The organism is Cereibacter johrii, assembly GCF_001720585.1.
GTDB classification, from domain to species: domain Bacteria; phylum Pseudomonadota; class Alphaproteobacteria; order Rhodobacterales; family Rhodobacteraceae; genus Cereibacter_A; species Cereibacter_A johrii.
On record NZ_MABH01000057.1, the window covers coordinates 1 to 19,281 of the forward strand.

Sequence of the window (19,281 nt, forward strand, 5' to 3'; positions counted from 1 at the left end):
CTCGCGGCCGCCACCGCCCCCCCGCTGCGGGCCGAGGGCGCCGCGATGGGCTATCTGCGCCTGTCGGTGGGCCGGACGAGCGTGATCGTCGATGCGGCCGATCCGCCCGCGGGTCCGCACGGCCATGCCTCGACGCTCGGCTTCGAGATGAGTTCGGGGCGCAGGCCCGTCATCATCTCCTGCGGCTCGGGCCGCGCCTGGGGGGCGGAATGGCACCGGGCCGGGCGCGCGACTCCCTCGCATTCGACGCTCGCTATCGAGGGATTTTCCTCCTCGCGGCTCGGCCGGTCGGGCGAAGAGATGACCGAGCGCGCCCGCGTCCTTTCCGCACACCGCCAGCGCGGCGCGGCGGGCGCGCAGCTCAGCCTCGTCCATGCCGGCTGGGCCGAGACGCATGGGCTGACCCACCGGCGCGAGCTTCTGCTGGCGCCGGACGGACGCAGCCTCTCGGGCGCCGACACGCTGGCCGCGCTGACCGCGGCCGAGAAGAAGCGGCTCGAGACCGTGCTGAAGAGCGCCGGAGGGCAGGGCGTGCGCTTCGCGCTGCGCTTTCACCTCCATCCCGACGTGCGGCCCACGGTCGAGGGCGGCGGGCTCTGCGTGGGCCTCAGGCTCGCCAGCGGCGAGGACTGGAGCTTCCAGTTCGAGGGAGATGCACGCTTGACGCTCGATCCCTCGGTCTATCTCGACCGCACCCATCTGTTGCCGCGGGCGACGAAACAGATCGTGCTGCATGGGGTTCTTGTGAGTTCCGAGGCCCGGATCGGCTGGACCTTCGCGAAGACAGAGGATACTCCGCTGGCCATTCGAGACCTGGACCGGCCCAACCCGCCCGATCGACCGTGACCCGGCCCAGACCTGGCATTGACCTGGAGGCACTCAGATGACGAACCTCGTTCCCGTTGGCCGCGCCCTTCTGTCGGTTTCCGACAAGTCGGGTCTCCTCGACCTCGCCCGTGCCCTGGCAGATCTGGAGGTGGAGCTGATCTCGACCGGTGGCACGGCAGCCGCGCTGCGGGCGGCGGGGCTGAAGGTGCGCGACGTCGCCGAGGTCACGGGCTTTCCCGAGATGATGGACGGCCGGGTCAAGACCCTGCATCCGATGGTCCATGGCGGGCTGCTGGCGCTGCGCGACGACGACGAGCATCTGGTGGCCATGGCGGCCCACGGGATCGAGCCGATCGACCTCCTGGTGGTGAACCTCTATCCGTTCGAAGCGGCGGTCGCGCGGGGCGCCTCCTACGACGACTGCATCGAGAACATCGACATCGGCGGCCCGGCCATGATCCGCGCCGCGGCCAAGAACCACCGCTTCGTGAACGTCGTGACCGACACGGCCGACTACAAGGCGCTGCTCGACGAGCTGCGCGCCCACGACGGCGCCACGAGGCTCTCCTTCCGCCAGAAGCTCGCGCTGACCGCCTATGCGCGCACCGCGGCCTACGACACGGCCGTCTCGACCTGGATGGCAGGCGCCCTGAAGGCCGAGGCGCCGCGCCGGCGCTCCTTCGCGGGCACGCTCGCCCAGACCATGCGCTACGGCGAGAACCCGCACCAGAAGGCCGCCTTCTACACCGACGGCTCGGCCCGTCCGGGCGTGGCCACCGCGAAACAGTGGCAGGGCAAGGAACTCTCCTACAACAACATCAACGACACGGATGCGGCCTTCGAGCTGGTGGCCGAGTTCGACCCCGCCGAGGGTCCGGCCTGCGTCATCGTCAAGCACGCCACCCCCTGCGGCGTGGCCCGGGGCGCGACGCTCGCCGAAGCCTATGCCCGCGCCTTCGACTGCGACCGCGTCTCGGCCTTCGGCGGCATCATCGCGCTGAACCAGCCGCTCGATGCGGCCACGGCCGAGAAGATCACCGAGATCTTCACCGAGGTGGTGATCGCCCCCGGCGCCGACGAGGAAGCCCGCGCGATCTTCGCCGCCAAGAAGAACCTCCGGCTGCTCACGACCGAGGCGCTGCCCGATCCGCTGGCGCCGGGGCTTGCCTTCAAGCAGGTGGCGGGCGGCTTCCTCGTGCAGGACCGCGACGCGGGCCATGTCGATGCGCTCGACCTGAAGGTGGTGACGAAGCGCGCGCCCTCGGACGCCGAGCTGGCCGACCTCCTCTTTGCCTGGACCGTGGCCAAGCATGTGAAATCGAACGCCATCGTCTATGTGAAGGACGGGGCCACCGTGGGCGTGGGGGCGGGCCAGATGAGCCGCGTCGACTCGACCCGGATCGCCGCGCGCAAGTCGCAGGACATGGCGCAGGCGCTGGGTCTCGCCCATCCGCTGACCCAGGGGTCCGTCGTGGCCTCCGACGCCTTCTTCCCCTTCGCCGACGGCCTGCTCGCCGCGGCCGAGGCAGGGGCCACCGCGATCATCCAGCCCGGCGGCTCGATGCGCGACGACGAGGTGATCGCGGCGGCCGACGAGGCGGGGCTGGCCATGGTCTTCACCGGCCAGCGTCACTTCCGGCACTGACATGCGGCTCGCGGCGCTCACGGCCTTCGGCGTCTTCGTCCTCGACCAGCTGACGAAATGGATCGTCGTCTGGGGGCTGGATCTCGCCAATCGCGGCGCGATCGACCTCGTCGCGCCGTGGCTCACCTTCCGCATGGCCTGGAACCGGGGCATCAACTTCGGCATCGGCTCCTCCGATCAGGAGATCGTGCGCTGGGGCCTCGTGATCGTCTCGCTCGCCATCTCGGCCTGGGTCTGGCGCTGGGTCTGGCGCAGCACGCCCACGCGGCTCGCGCGCATCTCGGGCGGGCTCCTGATCGGCGGGGCACTGGGCAACGTGGTGGACCGGGTGCTCTACGGGGCGGTGGCGGACTTCCTCAACATGTCCTGCTGCGGCATCGAGAATCCCTATGCCTTCAACGTGGCGGACATCGCGATCTTCGCGGGCGCCTTCGGCCTCGTGCTCTTCACGCGCGAGACGAAGCCCGAGCCCGAGAAGCCCAAGGCCGCGCCGAAGCGCAAGCCCGCGGGAGGCAAGGCCAACGGCCCGGGGCGGCCCGGCGGTGGAAAGACCCCGTGACGGCTTGGAACCTTTGCGCTAAAGACGGGCACGAGGCAGCAAGGAGACGAGGGATGCGGGCAGCTCGAGGCGCAGGGGCGGGTGCGGCACTGGCGATGCTCCTGCTGGCCGGCTGTGGCGGAGGCGAGCCGCAGCTGATGAACCTGCGTTCCACCGGACCCGGGCCGGACGAATTCGGCATCATGCCGGTGAAGCCGCTGGAGATTCCCGAGACGATCGCGGCCCTGCCGGCGCCCACGCCGGGCGGCGCGAACCTCGCCGATCCGAATCCCCTGGGCGACGCGGTGGCGGCGCTGGGCGGCAACCCGGCCCGCTCCGGGACGATCCCCGCCGCCGACGCCTCGGTCGTCTCTCATGCGACCCGTTTCGGCCGCGACGCAAGCATCCGCCCGACGCTGGCCACCGAGGATTATGCCTGGCGGCGCGACCACGACGGGCGCCTCCTCGAGCGGGTGTTCAACGTGAACGTCTATTTCAAGGCCTACCGGCCGATGGCCCTCGACCAGCAGGCCGAGCTTGCGCGCTGGCGCGCGGCGGGCGCCCGCAATCCCTCCGCCCCCCCGGCGGGCGGCACCGAGTAGATCACAAGCCCGTAGGGGGACTTGCGGCGCCGCGGTCCGGCGGTAGCTTTCGCGCAGATCCATCTTTTGGAAGGACAAGATGATGCTGCGCCGACTGGCCCTCTCGGCCGCCACCGGGCTCATGCTCGCGCTTCCGGCCCTGGCCGAGACGGTGAGCGACTTCCGCCTGTCGAACGGGCTCGGGGTGGTGGTGATCGAGGATCCCCGCGCCCCCGTCGTCACCCACATGGTCTGGTATCGCGTGGGCGCCGCCGACGAGCCGCCCGGCCATTCGGGCATCGCGCATTTCCTCGAGCATCTGATGTTCAAGGGCACCGACGAGATGTCGGCGGGCGAATTCTCGGCCACGGTCGAGGCGCAGGGGGGCGACGACAATGCCTTCACCTCGTGGGACTATACCGCCTATTTCCAGCGGATCGCGGCAGACCGGCTCGACCTGATGATGAAGATGGAGGCCGACCGGATGCGGGACCTCCAGATGACGGAAGAGGATGTCCGCACCGAACGTCAGGTGGTGCTGGAAGAGCGCAGCCAGCGCACCGACAGCGATCCGGGCGCGGTCTTTTCCGAGCAGAGCCGTGCCGCGGCCTACCTGAACCATCCCTACGGCATTCCGATCATCGGCTGGCGGCATGAGATCGAGCAGCTGGGCCGCGAGGATGCCTTCAGCTTCTACCGGACCTATTACGCGCCCAACAATGCGATCCTCGTGGTGGCGGGCGATGTGGATCCGGCCGAGGTGCGCCGCATGGCCGAAGAGCATTACGGCGCGCTCGAACCCACGCCGAACCTGCCCGAGCGGCTGCGCCCGCAGGAGCCGCCGCAGCTGGCCGAGCGCCGGCTGACCTTCTCGGATCCGCGGGTGGCGCAGCCCTATGTCTCGCGCAGCTATCTCGCCGCCACGCGCGAGACCGGCGCGCAGGAGAAGGCCGCGGCGCTCACCATCCTCGCCGAGCTTCTGGGCGGCAGCCCCACCACCTCGCTCCTCTCGCGCGAGTTGCAGTTCGGGCCCCAGCCGAAGGCGGTCTGGGCGCAGGCCTATTACGACGGGGGCGGGCTCGATTCGGGCACCTTCGGTCTCGCGGTCGTGCCGGCCGCGGGCGTCTCGCTGCAGGAGGCCGAGGATGCGATGGATGCCGTGGTCGCGCGCTTCCTGAAGGAGGGGCCCGACGCCGAGGATTTCGAGCGGATCAAGACCCAGCTCGGCGCGCAGGACATCTATTCCCGCGACAATGTGGACGGGCTCGCCCGCCGCTACGGCGCCGCCCTCACCACGGGGCTGACGGTGGCCGATGTGCAGGCCTGGCCCGAGGTGCTTCAGGCCGTGACGCCCGACGAGGTGATGGCCGCGGCGCGCGACCTGTTCGACCGCCGCCGCGCCGTGACCGGCTGGCTGATGCAGGAAGACGAGGAGAAGAGCCAATGATGCTGCGCCTGGCTGCCGCGCTGATCCTGTTCGCCCTGCCCGTCCGGGCGGATGTCCAGATCCAGGACGTGACCTCGCCCGGCGGCATTCACGCCTGGCTGGTCGAATCGCACGAACTGCCCTTCACCGCGCTCGAGATCCGCTTTCGCGGCGGCACCTCGCTCGATGCCGAGGGGGCGCGGGGGGCGGTCAACCTGATGACCGGCCTGCTCGAGGAAGGGGCGGGCGCTCTCGATGCGCAGGGCTTCGCGCGGGCCCGCGACGGCCTCGCCGCGAGCTTCTCCTTCCGGCCCTCGACGGATGCGGTGGCGGTCTCGGCCCGGTTCCTCACCGAGAACCGCGACGAGGCGGTGGATCTCCTGCGCCTCGCGCTGGTCGAACCGCGCTTCGATGCCGATGCCATCGACCGGGTGCGCGGACAGGTGCTGTCTGGCCTCGCCTCGGATGCCAAGGACCCGAGCCACATTTCGGGGCAGGTGTTCGATGCCCAGGCCTTCGGGGACCATCCCTATGGCAGCGACGGCTCGGGCACGCCTGAAAGCGTGCAGGGCCTCACCCGCGAGCAGGTGGTCGCGGCGCATCGCGCGGCGCTCGCCCGCGACCGGATCTATGTGGCGGCGGCGGGCGACATCGACGCCGAGAGCCTCGGCCTGCTCCTCGACCGGCTGCTGGGCGACCTGCCCGCCCAAGGCGCGCCCATGCCGCCGCGGGCCGAATGGAAGCTCGACGGCGGGGTCACGGTGGTGGACTTCCCGACCCCGCAGGCCTCGGTGCGCTTCGGACAGACCGGCATCAAGCGCGACGACCCCGACTTCTTCCCGGCCTATGTGCTGAACGAGATCCTCGGCGGCGGCCGGTTCGGCTCGCGCCTCATGACCGAGGTGCGCGAGAAGCGGGGGCTCACCTACGGCATCGGCTCCTATCTGCTGCCGATGGATCATGCCGAGACGATGATGGGCGCTTTCGCCAGTTCCAACGCGACGGTGGGGCAGGCCATCGACCTCGTGCGCGAGGAATGGCGGCGGACCGCGGCCGAAGGCGTGACGGCCGAGGAACTCGAGGCGACGAAGACCTACCTCACCGGCTCCTATCCGCTGCGCTTCGACGGCAACGGCCCCATCGCGAGCATCCTCGTGGGGATGCAGATGGAGGGGCTGCCCATCGACTATCCGGTGACGCGCAATGAGAAGATCGAGGCGGTGACGCTCGAGGATGTGAAGCGGGTGGCGCAGGGCCTGCTGAAGCCCGAGGCGCTGCATTTCGTCGTGGTGGGCCAGCCGGAAGGGGTCGCGTCGGACGGCTGACGCGGCCTGCCATGGGCGGGCCGCGCCCGCCGTCCGGTGGGAAGCCGGTGGCGGAGCGGCGGCGATTCTGCTAAGGCTGGTGGCATGACGCTCCTCAGCCCCAAGATAGGCGCCGCTCGCCCGGTGATCCGGCAGCTCGACGAAGCCGCCATCAACCGTATCGCTGCGGGCGAAGTGGTCGAGCGGCCGGCCTCGGCGGTCAAGGAGCTGGTCGAGAATGCGCTGGACGCGGGTGCCCGGCGGATCGCGGTGGATATTGCCTGCGGCGGCAAGACCCTCATCCGCGTGACCGATGACGGCTGCGGCATGACGGCCGAGGATCTGCCGCTCGCGCTCTCGCGCCATGCCACCTCCAAGATCGACGGGTCCGACCTCCTCGACATCCGCAGCTTCGGCTTCCGCGGCGAGGCGCTGCCCTCGCTTGCGGCCGTGGGCCGGCTCACCATCACCTCGCGGGTGGCCGAGGGCGAGGGGGCGCAGATCGCCGTCAGCGCGGGCCGGATCGAGCCGGTGCGTCCGGCGGCGCTCGGGGCGGGCACGGTGGTCGAGCTGCGCGACCTTTTCTTCGCCACGCCCGCGCGGCTCAAGTTCCTGCGCACCGACCGCGCCGAGACGCAGGCCATCGCCGAGGTGGTGCGCCGTCTGGCGCTGGCCGAGCCCGAGGTGGGCTTCACCCTCACCGACCATTCCAGCGGCGAGCCGCGGCTTCTGTTCCGCGCCGAGGCCGAAGGGGGCGATCTGTTCGACGCCCTCCACCGCCGCGTGGCGCGGGTGGTGGGGGCGGAATTCGCCGAGAATGCGCTCCGGGTCGATGTGGCCCGCGAGGGGCTGCGCCTGCAGGGCTATGCCGCGCTGCCGACCTATTCCCGCGGCTCCGGCGTGGCGCAGTTCCTGTTCGTGAACGGCCGCCCGGTGCTCGACCGGATGCTGCTCGGGGCGCTCCGGGCGGGCTACATGGATGTGCTGAGCCGCGACCGCTATCCGGCCGCGGTGCTGAACCTGATCTGCGATCCGCAGCGGGTCGACGTGAACGTGCATCCGGCCAAGGCCGAGGTGCGCTTCCGCGAGGCGGGCGAGGTGCGCGGGCTGATCGTCACCGCGCTGCGTCAGGCGCTGGCGGGGGCGGGGCACCGGGCCTCGACCACCGTCGCGGGCGAGACGCTCGAGGCCTTCCGGCCCGAGATGCCCGCAGCGGCGAGCCCGGCCCCCGCGACGCGGATCTATCAGATGGACCGGCCCTCGGCCGCCGCGGTGGCGCGCAGCTTCGCCTTTCAGGCGCCCGAGCCCGGGATGCCCGGTCTGGCCGAGGCGCCCGCGGCAAGGGTCGAAGCGCCGGTGGCCGAGGAGGCCTGCGACCGGCCGCTCGGCGCCGCGCGGGCGCAGATCCACGGCAACTGGATCCTCGCCCAGACCGCGAGCGGCCTCGTGATCGTGGACCAGCATGCCGCGCACGAACGGCTGGTCTACGAGAAGCTCAAGCGCCAGCGCGACGAGACGGGAATCGCCCGGCAGGCGCTGCTGATCCCCGAGATCGTCGAACTGTCGCCCACCGATGCCGCCCGGCTGCTGGAGGCCGCGGACGAGCTGGCCGCCGCGGGCCTCGTGATCGAGCCGTTCGGCGGCGGTGCCGTGGCGGTGCGCGAGGTGCCGGCTATACTCGGCAAGGTCGAGGCCGCGCCGCTCCTGCGCGACATTCTCGACGATCTGGCCGATCTCGGCAGTTCGGACCGGCTTCAGGCCCGGTTGGATGCGGTGCTCTCGCGGATGGCCTGCCACGGGTCGGTGCGCTCGGGCCGGGCGCTGAGGGCCGAGGAAATGAACGCGCTTCTGCGCGAGATGGAGGCCACGCCCCTCTCGGGCCAGTGCAACCACGGCCGGCCCACCTATGTCGAGCTGAAGCTGGCCGACATCGAGCGGCTGTTCGGCCGGCGATGACGCGCCCGCAATGATCCGCATCGGCGACCGGACCTTCGGCTGGGACGACCCGCTGGTGCTGGGCGTGGGCGGGGCGCTGGTGGCGATCCTGTTCCTCGTGCTGATCCTGCGGGCCGCCGGCCGCGCGGCGCGGATGGTCGAGCCGATGCTGAACGAGCTCGGCTGGCTCGGCCAGCAGGTGCAGATGCTGTCCGACGGGCAGGAGCGGCTGGCGGGCGGGCTGCATCATGTCTCCGAGGCGCAGGCCTCGACGCAGGGCGCAATGCTGCAGCTGATGGAGCGGCGGCTGGCCGAGGTGCAGCGCGGCATGGCCGAGAGCCTGCACGGCACGTCCCTGCGCACGGCGCGCTCGCTCGGCGACCTGCACCAGCGGCTCGAGACGATCGACAGGGCGCAGGCCAATATCGAGAAACTGTCGGGCGACGTGCTGGGGCTGCAGGACATCCTGTCGAACAAGCAGACGCGCGGCGCCTTCGGCGAGATCCAGCTGCATGACATCGTGCAGAAGGCGCTGCCCTCCGACAGCTACACGATGCAGGCCACGCTCTCGAACGGGAAGCGGGCGGACTGCCTGATCCATCTGCCCGAGCCGCCGGGGCCGATCGTGATCGATTCGAAATTCCCGCTCGAGGCCTACGAGGCGCTGCGGGCGGCCGAGAATCCCGCCGCGCAGATGGAGGCGCAGCGGATGATGCGGGTGGCGCTTCGGGCCCATATCCGCGCCATCTCCGAGAAATACATCCTCGAGGGCGAGACGGCGGACGGGGCGATGCTGTTCCTGCCTTCCGAGGCGGTCTACGCCGAGCTTCATGCGAATTTCGGCGACATCGTGCGCGAGGGCTTTGCGGCGCGGGTCTGGATCGTCTCGCCCACCACCTGCATGGCGGTGCTGAACACGATGCGGGCGGTGCTGAAGGACGCGCGGATGCGGGCGCAGGCCGGAGCCATCCGCCGCGAGCTGGCCGAACTCGGGCGCGAGATCGACCGGCTGACGGACCGGGTGGGCAATCTCGACCGCCACTTCACCCAGGCCGCGCGCGATGTCGAGGAGATCCGCATCTCGGCCGGCAAGGCGGGCAAGAAGGCGCGCCGTCTGGACAATTTCGACTTCGAGGAGATGAGCCCGCGCACCGACGCCGCAGAGTGATGCCCCCCGCCGTTCACGCTTCGTGAATGGCAGGGCGCCCGTTCCGGCCCGGCGGGCCGCCGCGGTCAGATGCGGAAGAAGGGCTGCACCAGCTTGGGCAGGAAGCTGTTGAAGCGCAGCGGCGCATCGGTCGCGGCGAGGCAGATGCAGTCGAGGCCCCGCTCGGCCACCGGCGTATGTTCCAGCTCCTGATCCGCGATCTCGAGGTCTCCGGCGCCGAACCGGTCGGTCTCGTCCCGGAAGGCGCCCTGCAGGACGAGCGTCAGCTCGAGCCCGCGGTGGCCGTGGTCCGGCACCGCCTGCCCGCCGGGGATCCACAGCAGCCGGGCGATGGCCTCTCCCCCCGTCGGCAGGATCGCCTGCCGTACGCCGCCGCCGAGGGCGCGCCAACGGACATCCTCGAGCCGCCCGCCCACATAATCGGCCAGCGGCGTGGGCGCGCGCGGATCGGCGCGGCGCACCGGGGCGGGCCTCTCGATCTGCCGGTCGAGCCGGGCCATGACGGAGGCGAGGCTGCCCTCGGAGAGCGCGACCGGCGCCGTCTCCTCCATCAGGCTGCCGCCCACCGCGTCGAGCGCACCGGCGCGGGCCCGGCACTCGTCGCAGAGCGACAGGTGCGTGGCCACCACCAGCGAGAAGGCTTCGGGAAGCGAGCCCGCCGCATAGGCGGTCAGCAGGGCGTCGGAAACATGGTGCCGGATCGTCATGGTCTCACTCAACTCATATGCTGGCGCAGACGGTCCAGCGCGAGCCGGATCCGCGACTTTATGGTTCCGAGGGGAAGTCCGGTCTCGGCCGCAAGTTCCCGGTGGGTGAGGTCGCCGAAGAAGGCCCGCTCGATCAGGGCCCGCTGCGCCTCGGGCAGGCGGGCGATGGCGCGGCCCAGCCGGTCGTTCTCCTGCTGCATCTCGTAGACGTCGGCCTGGTCGGGCTCGCTGTCGGGGCCCCAGACGAGATCCTCGGGCTCGGGCTGGCGGTCCTTGCGCAGGCCGTCGATCCGGCGGTTCCGCGCGATCGTGAAGATCCAGGTCGCGACCGAGGCCCGCGAGGGATCGAAGAGATGAGCCTTCTGCCAGACCGTTGCCATCACATCCTGCGCACATTCCTCGGCCTGGGAGGCCACGCTGCCGGATTTCATCAGGAAGCCCTTCACCTTCGGCGCGAAGTGCTGGAACAGCTTCGCAAAGGCCGCCTCGTCCCGATGATCCCGGATCGCACGCATGAGCGCCACCCAGTCCGTCCCGTCACTCTTGTCCGTCACAACAGGCCTTCCCCTTGCCGCCCGGAGGTGAAGATAGGAAACCCTCCCCCGGCTTGCATCCGCATTTTTCGGATGGACTCCTGCCGTGATCTTAACGTCCCTCTTACGGCGGCCGGGCCAGTCTGGATCAGGCGCGAGGCGGGAAAAAAGCGCGGGCGGACTGATCCGGCCCGGGCGACAGTCCGTATGTCTCGCAAGGGAACGGGGAAATTGGCATGCCATTCGAGACGTCTGAGTTCGCGCGGCGGCGCGTTGCGGTGATCGGTGGGGGCATCTCGGGGATGGCTGCGGCGCATCTTCTGGCCTCCGACCATGCGGTCGTGCTGTTCGAGGCCGAGAAGCGGTTGGGGGGGCACGCCCGCACGGTCCTCGCGGGCAAGCGCGGCGACCAGCCTGTGGATACGGGCTTCATCGTGTTCAACAAGGTGAATTATCCGCACCTCACGCGGCTCTTCGACGAGCTCGGCGTGCCGGTGACGAAAAGCGACATGAGCTTCGGCGCCTCGGTCCGCGGCGGGCGGCTGGAATACGGGCTCAAGAACCTGAGATCGGTCTTCGCGCAGAAGCGCAACATGGCGGATCCGCGCTTCCTCAACATGATGATGGATGTGCTGCGCTTCAACGCCCATGCGCTCGACCATGCGGACGATCCGGCCATGACGATCCGCGAACTGCTCGCGCGGCTCGACCTCGGCGACTGGTTCCGCGACTATTACCTCCTGCCGATCTCGGGGGCGATCTGGTCCACCCCCTCGCGCGGGATCCTCGACTTCCCGGCGCAGGCGCTGCTGCGCTTCTTCCAGAACCATGCGCTCCTCTCCCATACGGGCCAGCACCAGTGGTTCACCGTCGAGGGCGGCTCGATCGAATATGTCACCCGGCTGCAGGCCGCGATGACGGCGCGCGGCGTGGACCTGCGCACCGGGGCGCAGGTGGCCGGCGTGCGCCGCGAAGAGGGCGGGGTGCGGGTGCGGGCCGAGGGCGGCGAGTGGGAAGCCTTCGACGAGGTGATCTTCGCCACCCATTCCGACGATACGCTGCGGCTTCTGTCCGATGCGACGGAGGCCGAGAAGAGCGCGCTGGGAGCCGTGCGCTACCAGCCGAACCGGGCGGTGCTCCATTCCGACCCGTCGGTGATGCCGAAGCGCCGGGCCGCCTGGGCCTCCTGGGTCTATATCGAGCCCGACGATCCGGAGGCGCCCATCGACATCACCTACTGGATGAATTCGCTGCAGCCCATCCCTCAGGACGATCCGCTGTTCGTGACGCTGAACGGCACCCGCCCCGTCCGCGAGGAGCTGGTGCATGATGTGGTGACCTTCCGCCACCCGGTCTACGATCTTGCGGCGCAATTGGGCGTGGCGGCGCTGCGGATGATGAACGGCCAGCGTCAGACCTGGTTCGCGGGCGCCTGGATGCGCAACGGCTTCCACGAGGATGGCTTCGCCAGCGCCGTGGATGTGGTCGAGGCGATGCGCCGGCGCATTCCCGCCTCGGCCGCGGCCTGAGGGGCGCGTCATGTGGGTCGATCATGTGCAGGGCGAGACCTTCCACGGGCGCAAGGGGGCGCTCGGCAACAGCTTCCGCTATGGGGTGGATTATCTGCTGATCGATCCCGAGGCGGTGGAGGGGCCGGCGCTGTTCTCGCGCAACCGGGCCAACCTGATCGCGCTCCACGATCGCGACTACGGCGGCGCGCCGGGCGAGGGACGGGGCGTGGCCTGGGTGCGCGAGGTGCTGGCGGCGCAGGGGCTGCCGCCCGCGGCGCGCATCCTGCTGCTGACCCAGCCGCGGGTGCTGGGCCATGTGTTCAACCCGGTCAGCTTCTGGCTCTGCGAAGATGCCGCGGGCGGGCTCCGCTGCGTTGTGGCCGAGGTCAGCAACACCTTCGGTGACCGGCACTGGTATCTCTGCGCCAAGCCCGACGGCTCCGTCATCGAGCGGACGGACACGCTCGAGGCCGCCAAGATCATGCATGTCTCGCCCTTCCAGCCCATCGAGGGCGGCTATCGCTTCCGCTTCGACATCCGCGAGGATCGGGTGGGTGTCTGGATCGACTACAGCTCCTCCGAGGGCGGGCTCTATGCGACGCTCACCGGCCGGCGGGCGCGGCTGTCGAACCGGGGGATCCTGCGCGCCTGTCTCCGGCGGCCCTTCGGGTCGCGTCGCGTGCTGGCGCTGATCCACTGGCAGGCGCTGAAGCTGGCGCTGAAGGGGGCGCGCTACCGCAGCCGCCCCGCGCCGCCGCTGCAAGACGTCACGCGGTGACCGCGCGGCTTCTGCCGTGGTCGCTCCTCGCGGGGCTGATCGCGGCTGCTGGCCTGCCGATCTACATCCATGCGCCCAAGGTCTATGTGGACCAGTATGGCGTGAGCCTCGGCGCGCTGGGGGCCGTGCTGGCGGGCCTGAGGCTTGTCGATGTGGTGCAGGATCCGGCGCTGGGCTGGCTGGCCGAGGTGACGCGGCAGAGACGGGGCGCCATGGTAGCCGGCGCGCTCCTCCTGCTTGCGCTGGCCATGGTCGGGCTCTTCGCGGCGCCGCCGCCGGTGGCGCCGCTTCTGTGGTTCGCACTGATGCTGGTCGTGCTGTTCTCGGCCTTCTCCTTCCTCACCATCGCCTTCTACTCCGAAGGCGTGGCCAAGGCCGGGCGGCTCGGCCCCGGCGGGCACCTGCGGCTCGCAGGATGGCGCGAGGCCGGTGCGCTCGTGGGCGTGTCGCTCGCGGCGGTGGCTCCGGTGGCGCTCGGCAGCTTCGGCCTTTTCGCCTGGGGCTTCGCGGCCTTCGCGGCGGTGGCCTGGCTCGCCATGCGGCGCGAATGGACGGGCTCGGCCGCCACGCCGCAGCCCGACCTGCGCGCGGTGCTGCGCGATCCGACCATCCGGCGGCTTCTCCTGCTCGCGCTGGTCAATGCGGCGCCGGTGGCCGTCACCTCGACCTTGTTCCTGTTCTTCGTCGAAAGTCGCCTCCGCGCGCCGGGGTCGGAGGGGCCGCTCCTCCTGCTCTTCTTCCTCGCGGCGGCGGCCAGCGCACCGGGCTGGAGCCGCATGGCCCAGCATGTCGGAGCGAGGCGCGCGCTCCTCGCCGGCATGGCGCTTTCGGTGGTCGCCTTCATCTTCGCCTTCACTCTGGAGGCCGGCGATGTCGTGGCCTTCGCGCTGATCTGCGCGGCCTCGGGCGCGGCCCTGGGCGCCGATATGGTGCTCCTGCCCGCGATCTTCGCCCGCCATCTGGCGCAGAGCGGGGCCGGCGAGGCCACGGCCTTCGGCCTCTGGTCCTTCGCCTCGAAGCTGGCGCTGGCCCTCGCCGCGGCGACGCTGCTGCCCCTCCTGCAGCGCGCGGGCTTCGAGCCGGGCAGCGGCGGGCCGGCCGAGGCGCTCTTGCTCCTGTCGGTGCTCTACGCGCTCGTGCCCTGCGGGCTGAAGGCGATCGCCATCCTCCTGCTCCTTGCCACCCCCATCCCGGAGAGTTGACCCGTGACCTCGTTCCTGTTCCTCGCCCTCGGCGCCCTCATCCCCCTCACGCTGCTGGCCGTGCGCCACCGCCTGCTCTCCTTCGCCGCACAGCGCCCGGATGACTATGCCTCACAGGGGCCGTCGCTCGATCCGCGGCGGGATCTCTCGGGGCCGATCCTCTGCGAGGGCGTCGTCTACGGGCCGACCGGACGGGTCGTCTCGCGCTTCGTGGCCGACATGGAAGGCCGCTGGGACGGAAGCTCCGGGGTGCTGACCGAGAGCTTCCGCTACGACAGCGGCGCCACCGACCGGCGTGAGTGGCGCTTCACGCTCGGCAATGACGGGACGCTGCGCGCCGAGGCCGACGATGTGGTGGGCGCGGGCCTCGGGCGGGCCCTCGGATCGTCGCTCTGCCTGCGCTACCGGCTGCGGCTTCAAGATGACGCAGGGGGCCATGTGCTGGATGTCATTGACTGGATGTACCGGCTGGAGAATGGCACGATCATCAATCGGAGCCAGTTCCGCAAGTTCGGGATCAAGGTGGCCGAGCTTGTGGCGACACTGAGACGGATCGAGAGATGAGAGACTTTGTAGGTAAGCGGTATTGGCTCATCGGCGGCAGCGAAGGCCTCGGTCTCGCGCTGGCCAGGAAACTGAGCGGGGCGGGGGCCAAGGTGATCCTGTCGGGTCGCGACGAGGCCCGGCTGGCTGAGGCCGTGGCGGCCATGCCGGCGCCCGCCGAGGCGGTCGCGCTCGACGTGACCTCCGAGGCGTCGATCGAGGCGGCCCTCGCGCAGGTCGGCTCCTTCGACGGGGTGGTCTATCTCGCGGGCGCCTACTGGCCGATGAAGGCGCAGGACTGGGAGGCGGGCCGGGTCGAGGGGATGATCGACACGAACCTTCTGGGGCTCGTGCGGCTTCTGTCGGCGGTGCTTCCGGGCATGATCGCCGCGAACCGCGGCCATCTGGTGGTGACGGGCAGCATCGGCGGCTATCGCGGCCTGCCGGGCGCCATCGGCTATTCGGCGAGCAAGGCGGGCGTGATGGCCTTGACCGAGTCGCTCTATGCCGACCTGCGCGACACGGGCGTCGAGGTGCAGCTCGTGAACCCGGGCTTCATCCGCACGCGGCTGACCGAGAAGAACCGGTTCCGCATGCCCTTCATCATGGAGCCCGAGACGGCCGCGCAACGGATGTTCGAGCATATGTGCGCGGACAATTTCCGCGCCAACTTCCCGGTGCTCTTCGCCTCGTTCTTCCGCTTCTCGCAGCTCCTGCCGGACGGGCTGTTCTACCGGCTGCTCGGCAAGGGCTGAGGCGGACGCGCCCGATCTCGCAGGGCGCGCCCGTCTCGAAAAGGGCCGTCAGGCCGGGGTCATGTGCCGGTCGAACTCGGCCTTCGCGCGGCCCCAGACGCCCTCTTCGATCCGGTCGAGGGTGAGGAGCGAGGGCAGAAGCTGGGCCGCGTAATCCAGGCTGCTCTCGACCGGCAGGAGCGAGGGCAGGTTGTCGATGGCCATCACGTCGAGCATCGGATCGGCATGAACCCGCAGGGCCGGGGCGGTCCAGCTCGTCACGCGGTCGTAGACCTTGACCGGCGAGAAGTCGGAGGTCGGATCGCAGGCGATGTCCCCGATCACCCGCAGCGCCCGCGGCGCCTCGAGCGCCTCGGCGGGCACGAAGACCGGGCAGCCGGGGCGGGCGAGGATGCAGTTCAGGAAGATCTCGTGCGCGAGCACCTCGGGGAAGGGTCCGCCGTGGGCGGTCTCCTCCATGTCCCAGCGGGTGACGGCGAGGCCCATGGATTCGCAGAGGTCGGCCGCGCCGGTGCCGACCCTGCCGCGGGCCCCGATCACGAGGGCGCGCGGCTGGCGGGCGCCGGCGGCCGTAAGCTCGGCGCCGAGGTCGGCCAGCAAGCCCTCGCGTCCGGGCCAGGTCGTCACGGGGTCGCAGATCCCGCCCCGCGCCTGCGCCGCCCAGCATTTCAGCGCCACCGCGGCGCCGGCATAGCCGGCCCAGTAGCCGAAGGCCGCGACGCGGCGCCCGCTCTCATCCACGAGCGACTCGAGATCGTAGAGGGTGCCGCCGCCGGCCCGGAACCGCTCGAGCAGGATGCGCCCGGCGGGCTGGCCCTTGTAGGCATGGCCGAACAGGATATGGCGGTGCCGCAGCGGCGTGCCGTCCTCGGGCAGCTCCTTCAGGCCGAAGATGATGGCGTCGGCCGGGGCCGTGGGCCAGGAATTCTCGGGGGCTACCGCGCAGCCCGCGGCGGCATAGCCCTCGATCGAGAGGGCGCGCGCGCGGCTTGCCTCGACCGTCACTCGGAGGCCCCGGTCGATCAGCGCCGCGGCGCCCTCGGGCGTCAGCCCGACCCGTTCCTCGTTCGGCCGCTGCTCGGCCCGGACCCACAGATGCGTCATGCTCTGCCTTCGATGGTGGTGTGGTAGCCGCGGCGCCGGGCGCGCTGGTGCCAGCGTTCTGCCGCGAGGCAGGCGTCCCGCAGGTTGGAGAACCAGGTGACGAGACGTCGTCCGGCACGGCCGGGGCTGCGGCGGCCCCATTCGCGCAGGACGGTATATTCGCCGAAGAGATTGTAGGCGAGTTCCACCCGGTAGAAGCGGGCGGGGCCGTCGGCGTCGCTCAGACAGAGATAGGTCAGCATCTGGGGTCTCCGGTGGCAGTCTCCCGCTTGGAAATACCAGATCTGCTCCCGGATGACAGAAAAAAGGGCCGCGGCGGCAGCGCTCTCAGGCGGAGAAGCGACGGCGCGGGCTCATGCCCACCGGGCGCGGGCGTTGCTCGGTTCCTGTCGCGGATTGAGAAAGCTCGAGAGAGAAAAGTTCCTTCAGTTCTTCTCGTGTGAGGATCTTCGGCGTCTTGAGATTGGCCGCGGGCCTGCGCGACAGGCGGAGGAAGAACGGCCAGGCCAGCCGGAAGCCGGCGCGCTCACGACCGTCAAAAAGCAGTTTCATCAATATCGTCTCCCCAAACGATGTGCCTTCTGCGGGCTCTCTGCCCCGGCGAGCGAAAACAACGGCTGCTCGCCAGCTCCGTGATTCGTACTTCACCTTATACTCTAACAGGTAGTAGGCGGATTTGTGCCGATTATGCGAAAGAGGGTACGATACCCCCTCCCTCCGATATTTTTCGCCGTATCTGGCAAAAAAGACACAGGAACAGAAAGCCAAGCACTCCAGCAGGTTGAGACGGTCCGCGATCTTCAACTTGAAGATGTGAAGACCCGTCCGTTTCTCCTGATGAGCGAAGTTTTGCATACCTCGAAAGATGTAGCGTCCTTGCCTTGTCTCGGTTCGGCCATCCCGACACGGCCGCTGCGTGCCGCGGCATCTTCCTCGGTGCGGGCCGGAGAGACGGAACCTCCGGGTGAACTGTGAGTGAAACGAACCCGGCCGGCCATCCCTGCGGCGATGGGGCGGCCTGCCATACATTGTCACGCCGGCAGAACACGCTAAGGTTGTCTGACTGAGCAGATCACGACAGCGGAGAAGCCGATGGTCCCGTGCATTCTTGCGCTCGATGACGAAGCTGCGATCCTGACCATCGTCCGTTCGACTCTCGAGCAGCGGGGGTTCCGGGTGGTCACGGCCAAGAGCCTTGCGCAGTTCCGCAAGGTCGACGCGCAGGAGCAGGTGGACCTTTATCTCATCGACACCTCGCTGCCTGACGGCAACGGGCTCTCGCTTCTGCGCGAGCTGCGGAAGGTCAGCGACCGGGGCATCATCCTGCTTGCCCCGCAACGCGACGAGGCCGAGGGCGTGCTGGGGCTGGAGCTCGGCGCCGACGACACGCTGCTCAAGCCGTTTCGCGAACGCGAGCTGGCGGCGCGGGTGGGGGCCGTCTTCCGCCGGACCGGGCGTCCGGCCGCCAGCCTGCCCACGGGCCGCCCCGGCATCGACCACGAGTTCGACGGCTACCGCCTCAGCCTTCGGGCGCGCAAGCTCTGGGCGCCGGACGGGCAGGAGGTCGAGCTCACCACCTCCGAGTTCGAACTGCTGGCCGCGCTTCTCGTGCGGCGGGGGCAGGTGCTCAGCCGCGACCAGATCATGAATGCGATCAAGGGCCGGCAGTGGGAGAGTTACGACCGCGTCGTCGACGGGATCGTGAGCCGCCTGCGCCGCAAGATCCCGGCCAGCCGCAGCGGCAGTCCCTTCATCCGCACGGTGCACGGCGTGGGCTACACCTTCGCCGGCTGACGAGGATCCACCGCCGCGATCAGCTGGGCGAGCCGTGCCGCCTCGCGATTGATGTCGTGCCGTTCCAGCACGCGGAGGCGCGCGACGCGCCCCATCTCGGTCAGGACCTCCAGCGGCGTGCCCGCCAGCCGCTCGATGGCCCGGGCCAGCGCCTGCGCGTCGCCCGCAGGCACCAGATGGCCGGTCTCTTCCGGCAGCACCAGCTCGGGAATGCCGGCCACCAGCGTGCCGATCACCGGGCGGCCGGCGGCCATCGCCTCCATCACCACCATCGGCAGCCCTTCGGCGAAGGAGGGCAGGATCAGCGCCTGCGCCGCGGCAAGCTCGTGGCGCACGCGGGTCTCGTCGGTCCAGCCGGTGAGGGTGATGCGCCGCGCCAGATCGCGCTCGGCGATCATCTCCTCGATCAGGCCCCGCAGCGGGCCGTCGCCCACGAGGGTCAGATGCAGGTCGGGCAGGGCGGGGGCCGCCAGCGCGATGGCTTCGACCAGCAGCGCATAGCCCTTTCGTTCGGCCAGTCGGCCGACCGCCACGAGGCGGGGCCCGCTTGCGGGGAGCGGCAGGCTTTCGGGGAAGGCCTCGGGCTCGATGCCGCAATGGACGACATGGATGCGCCGCCAGTCCTCCGGCTCGGCCCAGCGGTAGAGCTGGCTGCGGCCGTAGGAGCTGACGGCGACCGTGAAGGCCGAGCGGTGCATCTTGATCGGCAGGGTGAGGGCGACGGGCGAATCGAACTCGTCGGGGCCGTGCACCGTGAAGCTGAAGCGCGGCCCGCCCAGAACCTCGGCCAGCATGGCAACGCTGGCCGCCGCGCCCCCGAAATGCGCGTGGATATGGGTGAGCCCCAAGGTCCGCGCCCGCCGCGCGAGATGCGCCGCGAAGACGAGGAAGACGACGTGGCGCAGGCGGCCGCCCTGGGTGCCGCAGCG

The 19,281-nt window shown here is 70.2% G+C and carries 20 protein-coding genes; 14 read left to right on the forward strand and 6 right to left on the reverse strand.

The features are described from left to right. The 8 genes from A9O63_RS04020 to A9O63_RS04055 form a co-directional block, all read left to right on the forward strand. A partial coding sequence (locus A9O63_RS04020; protein ID WP_205631818.1) for a heparinase II/III family protein occupies nucleotides 1-846 on the forward strand: 846 nt, incomplete at its 5' end. A 37-nt stretch (nucleotides 847-883) separates the two neighbouring features. Next, on the forward strand, nucleotides 884-2,473 hold the full coding sequence (purH, locus tag A9O63_RS04025; protein ID WP_069330772.1) for a bifunctional phosphoribosylaminoimidazolecarboxamide formyltransferase/IMP cyclohydrolase: 1,590 nt from the start codon (nucleotides 884-886) through the stop codon (nucleotides 2,471-2,473). 1 nt (nucleotide 2,474) lies between these two features. Further along, complete coding sequence (gene lspA / locus A9O63_RS04030; RefSeq protein ID WP_069330773.1) at nucleotides 2,475-3,032, forward strand: signal peptidase II; 558 nt, start codon at nucleotides 2,475-2,477, stop codon at nucleotides 3,030-3,032. 53 nt (nucleotides 3,033-3,085) lie between these two features. Further along, complete coding sequence (locus A9O63_RS04035; RefSeq protein WP_069330774.1) at nucleotides 3,086-3,613, forward strand: DUF3035 domain-containing protein; 528 nt, start codon at nucleotides 3,086-3,088, stop codon at nucleotides 3,611-3,613. A gap of 79 nt (nucleotides 3,614-3,692) precedes the next feature. After that, complete coding sequence (locus A9O63_RS04040) at nucleotides 3,693-5,039, forward strand: M16 family metallopeptidase (protein ID WP_205631819.1); 1,347 nt, start codon at nucleotides 3,693-3,695, stop codon at nucleotides 5,037-5,039. Then, a complete protein-coding gene (locus A9O63_RS04045; RefSeq protein ID WP_069330775.1) occupies nucleotides 5,036-6,343 on the forward strand; it encodes a M16 family metallopeptidase in 1,308 nt (435 codons plus the stop codon). The genes A9O63_RS04040 and A9O63_RS04045 overlap by 4 nt, the downstream gene beginning before the upstream one ends. An 84-nt stretch (nucleotides 6,344-6,427) precedes the next feature. Continuing rightward, nucleotides 6,428-8,278: a DNA mismatch repair endonuclease MutL gene (gene mutL / locus A9O63_RS04050; protein ID WP_069330776.1), complete on the forward strand. Its 1,851-nt coding sequence runs from the start codon at nucleotides 6,428-6,430 to the stop codon at nucleotides 8,276-8,278. Nucleotides 8,279-8,288: 10 nt separating this feature from the next. Next, complete coding sequence (locus tag A9O63_RS04055) at nucleotides 8,289-9,425, forward strand: DNA recombination protein RmuC (protein WP_069330777.1); 1,137 nt, start codon at nucleotides 8,289-8,291, stop codon at nucleotides 9,423-9,425. 65 nt (nucleotides 9,426-9,490) lie between these two features. Here A9O63_RS04055 and chrR read toward each other — a convergent pair whose 3' ends face one another. Next, nucleotides 9,491-10,132: an anti-sigma-E factor ChrR gene (gene chrR, locus A9O63_RS04060; RefSeq protein WP_069330778.1), complete on the reverse strand. Its 642-nt coding sequence runs from the start codon at nucleotides 10,130-10,132 to the stop codon at nucleotides 9,491-9,493. 8 nt (nucleotides 10,133-10,140) lie between these two features. Continuing rightward, on the reverse strand, nucleotides 10,141-10,686 hold the full coding sequence (gene rpoE / locus A9O63_RS04065) for an RNA polymerase sigma factor RpoE (RefSeq protein WP_084295588.1): 546 nt from the start codon (nucleotides 10,684-10,686) through the stop codon (nucleotides 10,141-10,143). A 215-nt stretch (nucleotides 10,687-10,901) separates the two neighbouring features. Between rpoE and A9O63_RS04070 the strand changes: the two genes are divergently transcribed. From A9O63_RS04070 to A9O63_RS04090, 5 genes are read left to right on the forward strand one after another with little or no spacing between them, the layout of a single operon-like run. Further along, nucleotides 10,902-12,194: an NAD(P)/FAD-dependent oxidoreductase gene (locus A9O63_RS04070; protein ID WP_069330780.1), complete on the forward strand. Its 1,293-nt coding sequence runs from the start codon at nucleotides 10,902-10,904 to the stop codon at nucleotides 12,192-12,194. Between the two features lie 10 nt (nucleotides 12,195-12,204). Next, nucleotides 12,205-12,954: a DUF1365 domain-containing protein gene (locus A9O63_RS04075; protein ID WP_069330781.1), complete on the forward strand. Its 750-nt coding sequence runs from the start codon at nucleotides 12,205-12,207 to the stop codon at nucleotides 12,952-12,954. Further along, complete coding sequence (locus A9O63_RS04080; RefSeq protein WP_069330782.1) at nucleotides 12,951-14,156, forward strand: MFS transporter; 1,206 nt, start codon at nucleotides 12,951-12,953, stop codon at nucleotides 14,154-14,156. The genes A9O63_RS04075 and A9O63_RS04080 overlap by 4 nt, the downstream gene beginning before the upstream one ends. A 3-nt stretch (nucleotides 14,157-14,159) precedes the next feature. Continuing rightward, nucleotides 14,160-14,720, forward strand: coding sequence for a DUF3833 domain-containing protein (locus A9O63_RS04085; protein WP_069330783.1), 561 nt, complete (start codon nucleotides 14,160-14,162; stop codon nucleotides 14,718-14,720). Continuing rightward, nucleotides 14,717-15,454 (forward strand): SDR family NAD(P)-dependent oxidoreductase, encoded by a 738-nt coding sequence (locus A9O63_RS04090; RefSeq protein ID WP_069330784.1) that lies wholly within the window; start codon nucleotides 14,717-14,719, stop codon nucleotides 15,452-15,454. The genes A9O63_RS04085 and A9O63_RS04090 overlap by 4 nt, the downstream gene beginning before the upstream one ends. Nucleotides 15,455-15,502: 48 nt before the next feature. Here the strand turns inward: A9O63_RS04090 and A9O63_RS04095 are convergent, their stop codons facing one another. The 3 genes from A9O63_RS04095 to A9O63_RS21800 form a co-directional block, all read right to left on the reverse strand. Then, a complete protein-coding gene (locus A9O63_RS04095; RefSeq protein WP_069330785.1) occupies nucleotides 15,503-16,558 on the reverse strand; it encodes a saccharopine dehydrogenase in 1,056 nt (351 codons plus the stop codon). Continuing rightward, nucleotides 16,555-16,800, reverse strand: a complete 246-nt coding sequence (locus A9O63_RS04100) for a WGR domain-containing protein (protein ID WP_002721461.1) — start codon at nucleotides 16,798-16,800, stop codon at nucleotides 16,555-16,557. Before A9O63_RS04100 ends, A9O63_RS04095 begins: the two co-directional genes overlap by 4 nt. An 85-nt stretch (nucleotides 16,801-16,885) precedes the next feature. Continuing rightward, on the reverse strand, nucleotides 16,886-17,110 hold the full coding sequence (locus tag A9O63_RS21800; protein ID WP_084295590.1) for a hypothetical protein: 225 nt from the start codon (nucleotides 17,108-17,110) through the stop codon (nucleotides 16,886-16,888). Nucleotides 17,111-17,650: 540 nt separating this feature from the next. On the opposite strand from A9O63_RS21800, the gene A9O63_RS04105 reads away from it, so the two are divergent. Continuing rightward, nucleotides 17,651-18,352 carry a winged helix-turn-helix domain-containing protein gene (locus tag A9O63_RS04105; protein ID WP_069330786.1) on the forward strand — a complete coding sequence of 234 codons (702 nt, stop codon included), beginning with the start codon at nucleotides 17,651-17,653 and terminating at the stop codon, nucleotides 18,350-18,352. Here A9O63_RS04105 and A9O63_RS04110 read toward each other — a convergent pair. Next, on the reverse strand, nucleotides 18,334-19,281 hold a 948-nt coding region (locus tag A9O63_RS04110), incomplete at its 5' end, for a glycosyltransferase (protein WP_069330787.1). The genes A9O63_RS04105 and A9O63_RS04110 overlap by 19 nt on opposite strands.

Bases quoted from the DNA above. Each gene is read 5' to 3' on its own strand.
- A9O63_RS04090 (WP_069330784.1), top strand. From the start codon at position 14,717: ATGAGAGACTTTGTAGGTAAGCGGTATTGGCTCATCGGCGGCAGCGAA.
- A9O63_RS04055 (WP_069330777.1), top strand. From the start codon at position 8,289: ATGATCCGCATCGGCGACCGGACCTTCGGCTGGGACGACCCGCTGGTG.
- A9O63_RS04075 (WP_069330781.1), top strand. From the start codon at position 12,205: ATGTGGGTCGATCATGTGCAGGGCGAGACCTTCCACGGGCGCAAGGGG.
- A9O63_RS04070 (WP_069330780.1), top strand. From the start codon at position 10,902: ATGCCATTCGAGACGTCTGAGTTCGCGCGGCGGCGCGTTGCGGTGATC.
- A9O63_RS04100 (WP_002721461.1), bottom strand. From the start codon at position 16,800: ATGCTGACCTATCTCTGTCTGAGCGACGCCGACGGCCCCGCCCGCTTC.
- mutL (WP_069330776.1), top strand. From the start codon at position 6,428: ATGACGCTCCTCAGCCCCAAGATAGGCGCCGCTCGCCCGGTGATCCGG.
- A9O63_RS04040 (WP_205631819.1), top strand. From the start codon at position 3,693: ATGATGCTGCGCCGACTGGCCCTCTCGGCCGCCACCGGGCTCATGCTC.
- A9O63_RS04035 (WP_069330774.1), top strand. From the start codon at position 3,086: ATGCGGGCAGCTCGAGGCGCAGGGGCGGGTGCGGCACTGGCGATGCTC.
- A9O63_RS21800 (WP_084295590.1), bottom strand. From the start codon at position 17,110: ATGAAACTGCTTTTTGACGGTCGTGAGCGCGCCGGCTTCCGGCTGGCC.
- A9O63_RS04095 (WP_069330785.1), bottom strand. From the start codon at position 16,558: ATGACGCATCTGTGGGTCCGGGCCGAGCAGCGGCCGAACGAGGAACGG.
- lspA (WP_069330773.1), top strand. From the start codon at position 2,475: ATGCGGCTCGCGGCGCTCACGGCCTTCGGCGTCTTCGTCCTCGACCAG.
- A9O63_RS04105 (WP_069330786.1), top strand. From the start codon at position 17,651: ATGGTCCCGTGCATTCTTGCGCTCGATGACGAAGCTGCGATCCTGACC.
- purH (WP_069330772.1), top strand. From the start codon at position 884: ATGACGAACCTCGTTCCCGTTGGCCGCGCCCTTCTGTCGGTTTCCGAC.
- chrR (WP_069330778.1), bottom strand. From the start codon at position 10,132: ATGACGATCCGGCACCATGTTTCCGACGCCCTGCTGACCGCCTATGCG.
- A9O63_RS04045 (WP_069330775.1), top strand. From the start codon at position 5,036: ATGATGCTGCGCCTGGCTGCCGCGCTGATCCTGTTCGCCCTGCCCGTC.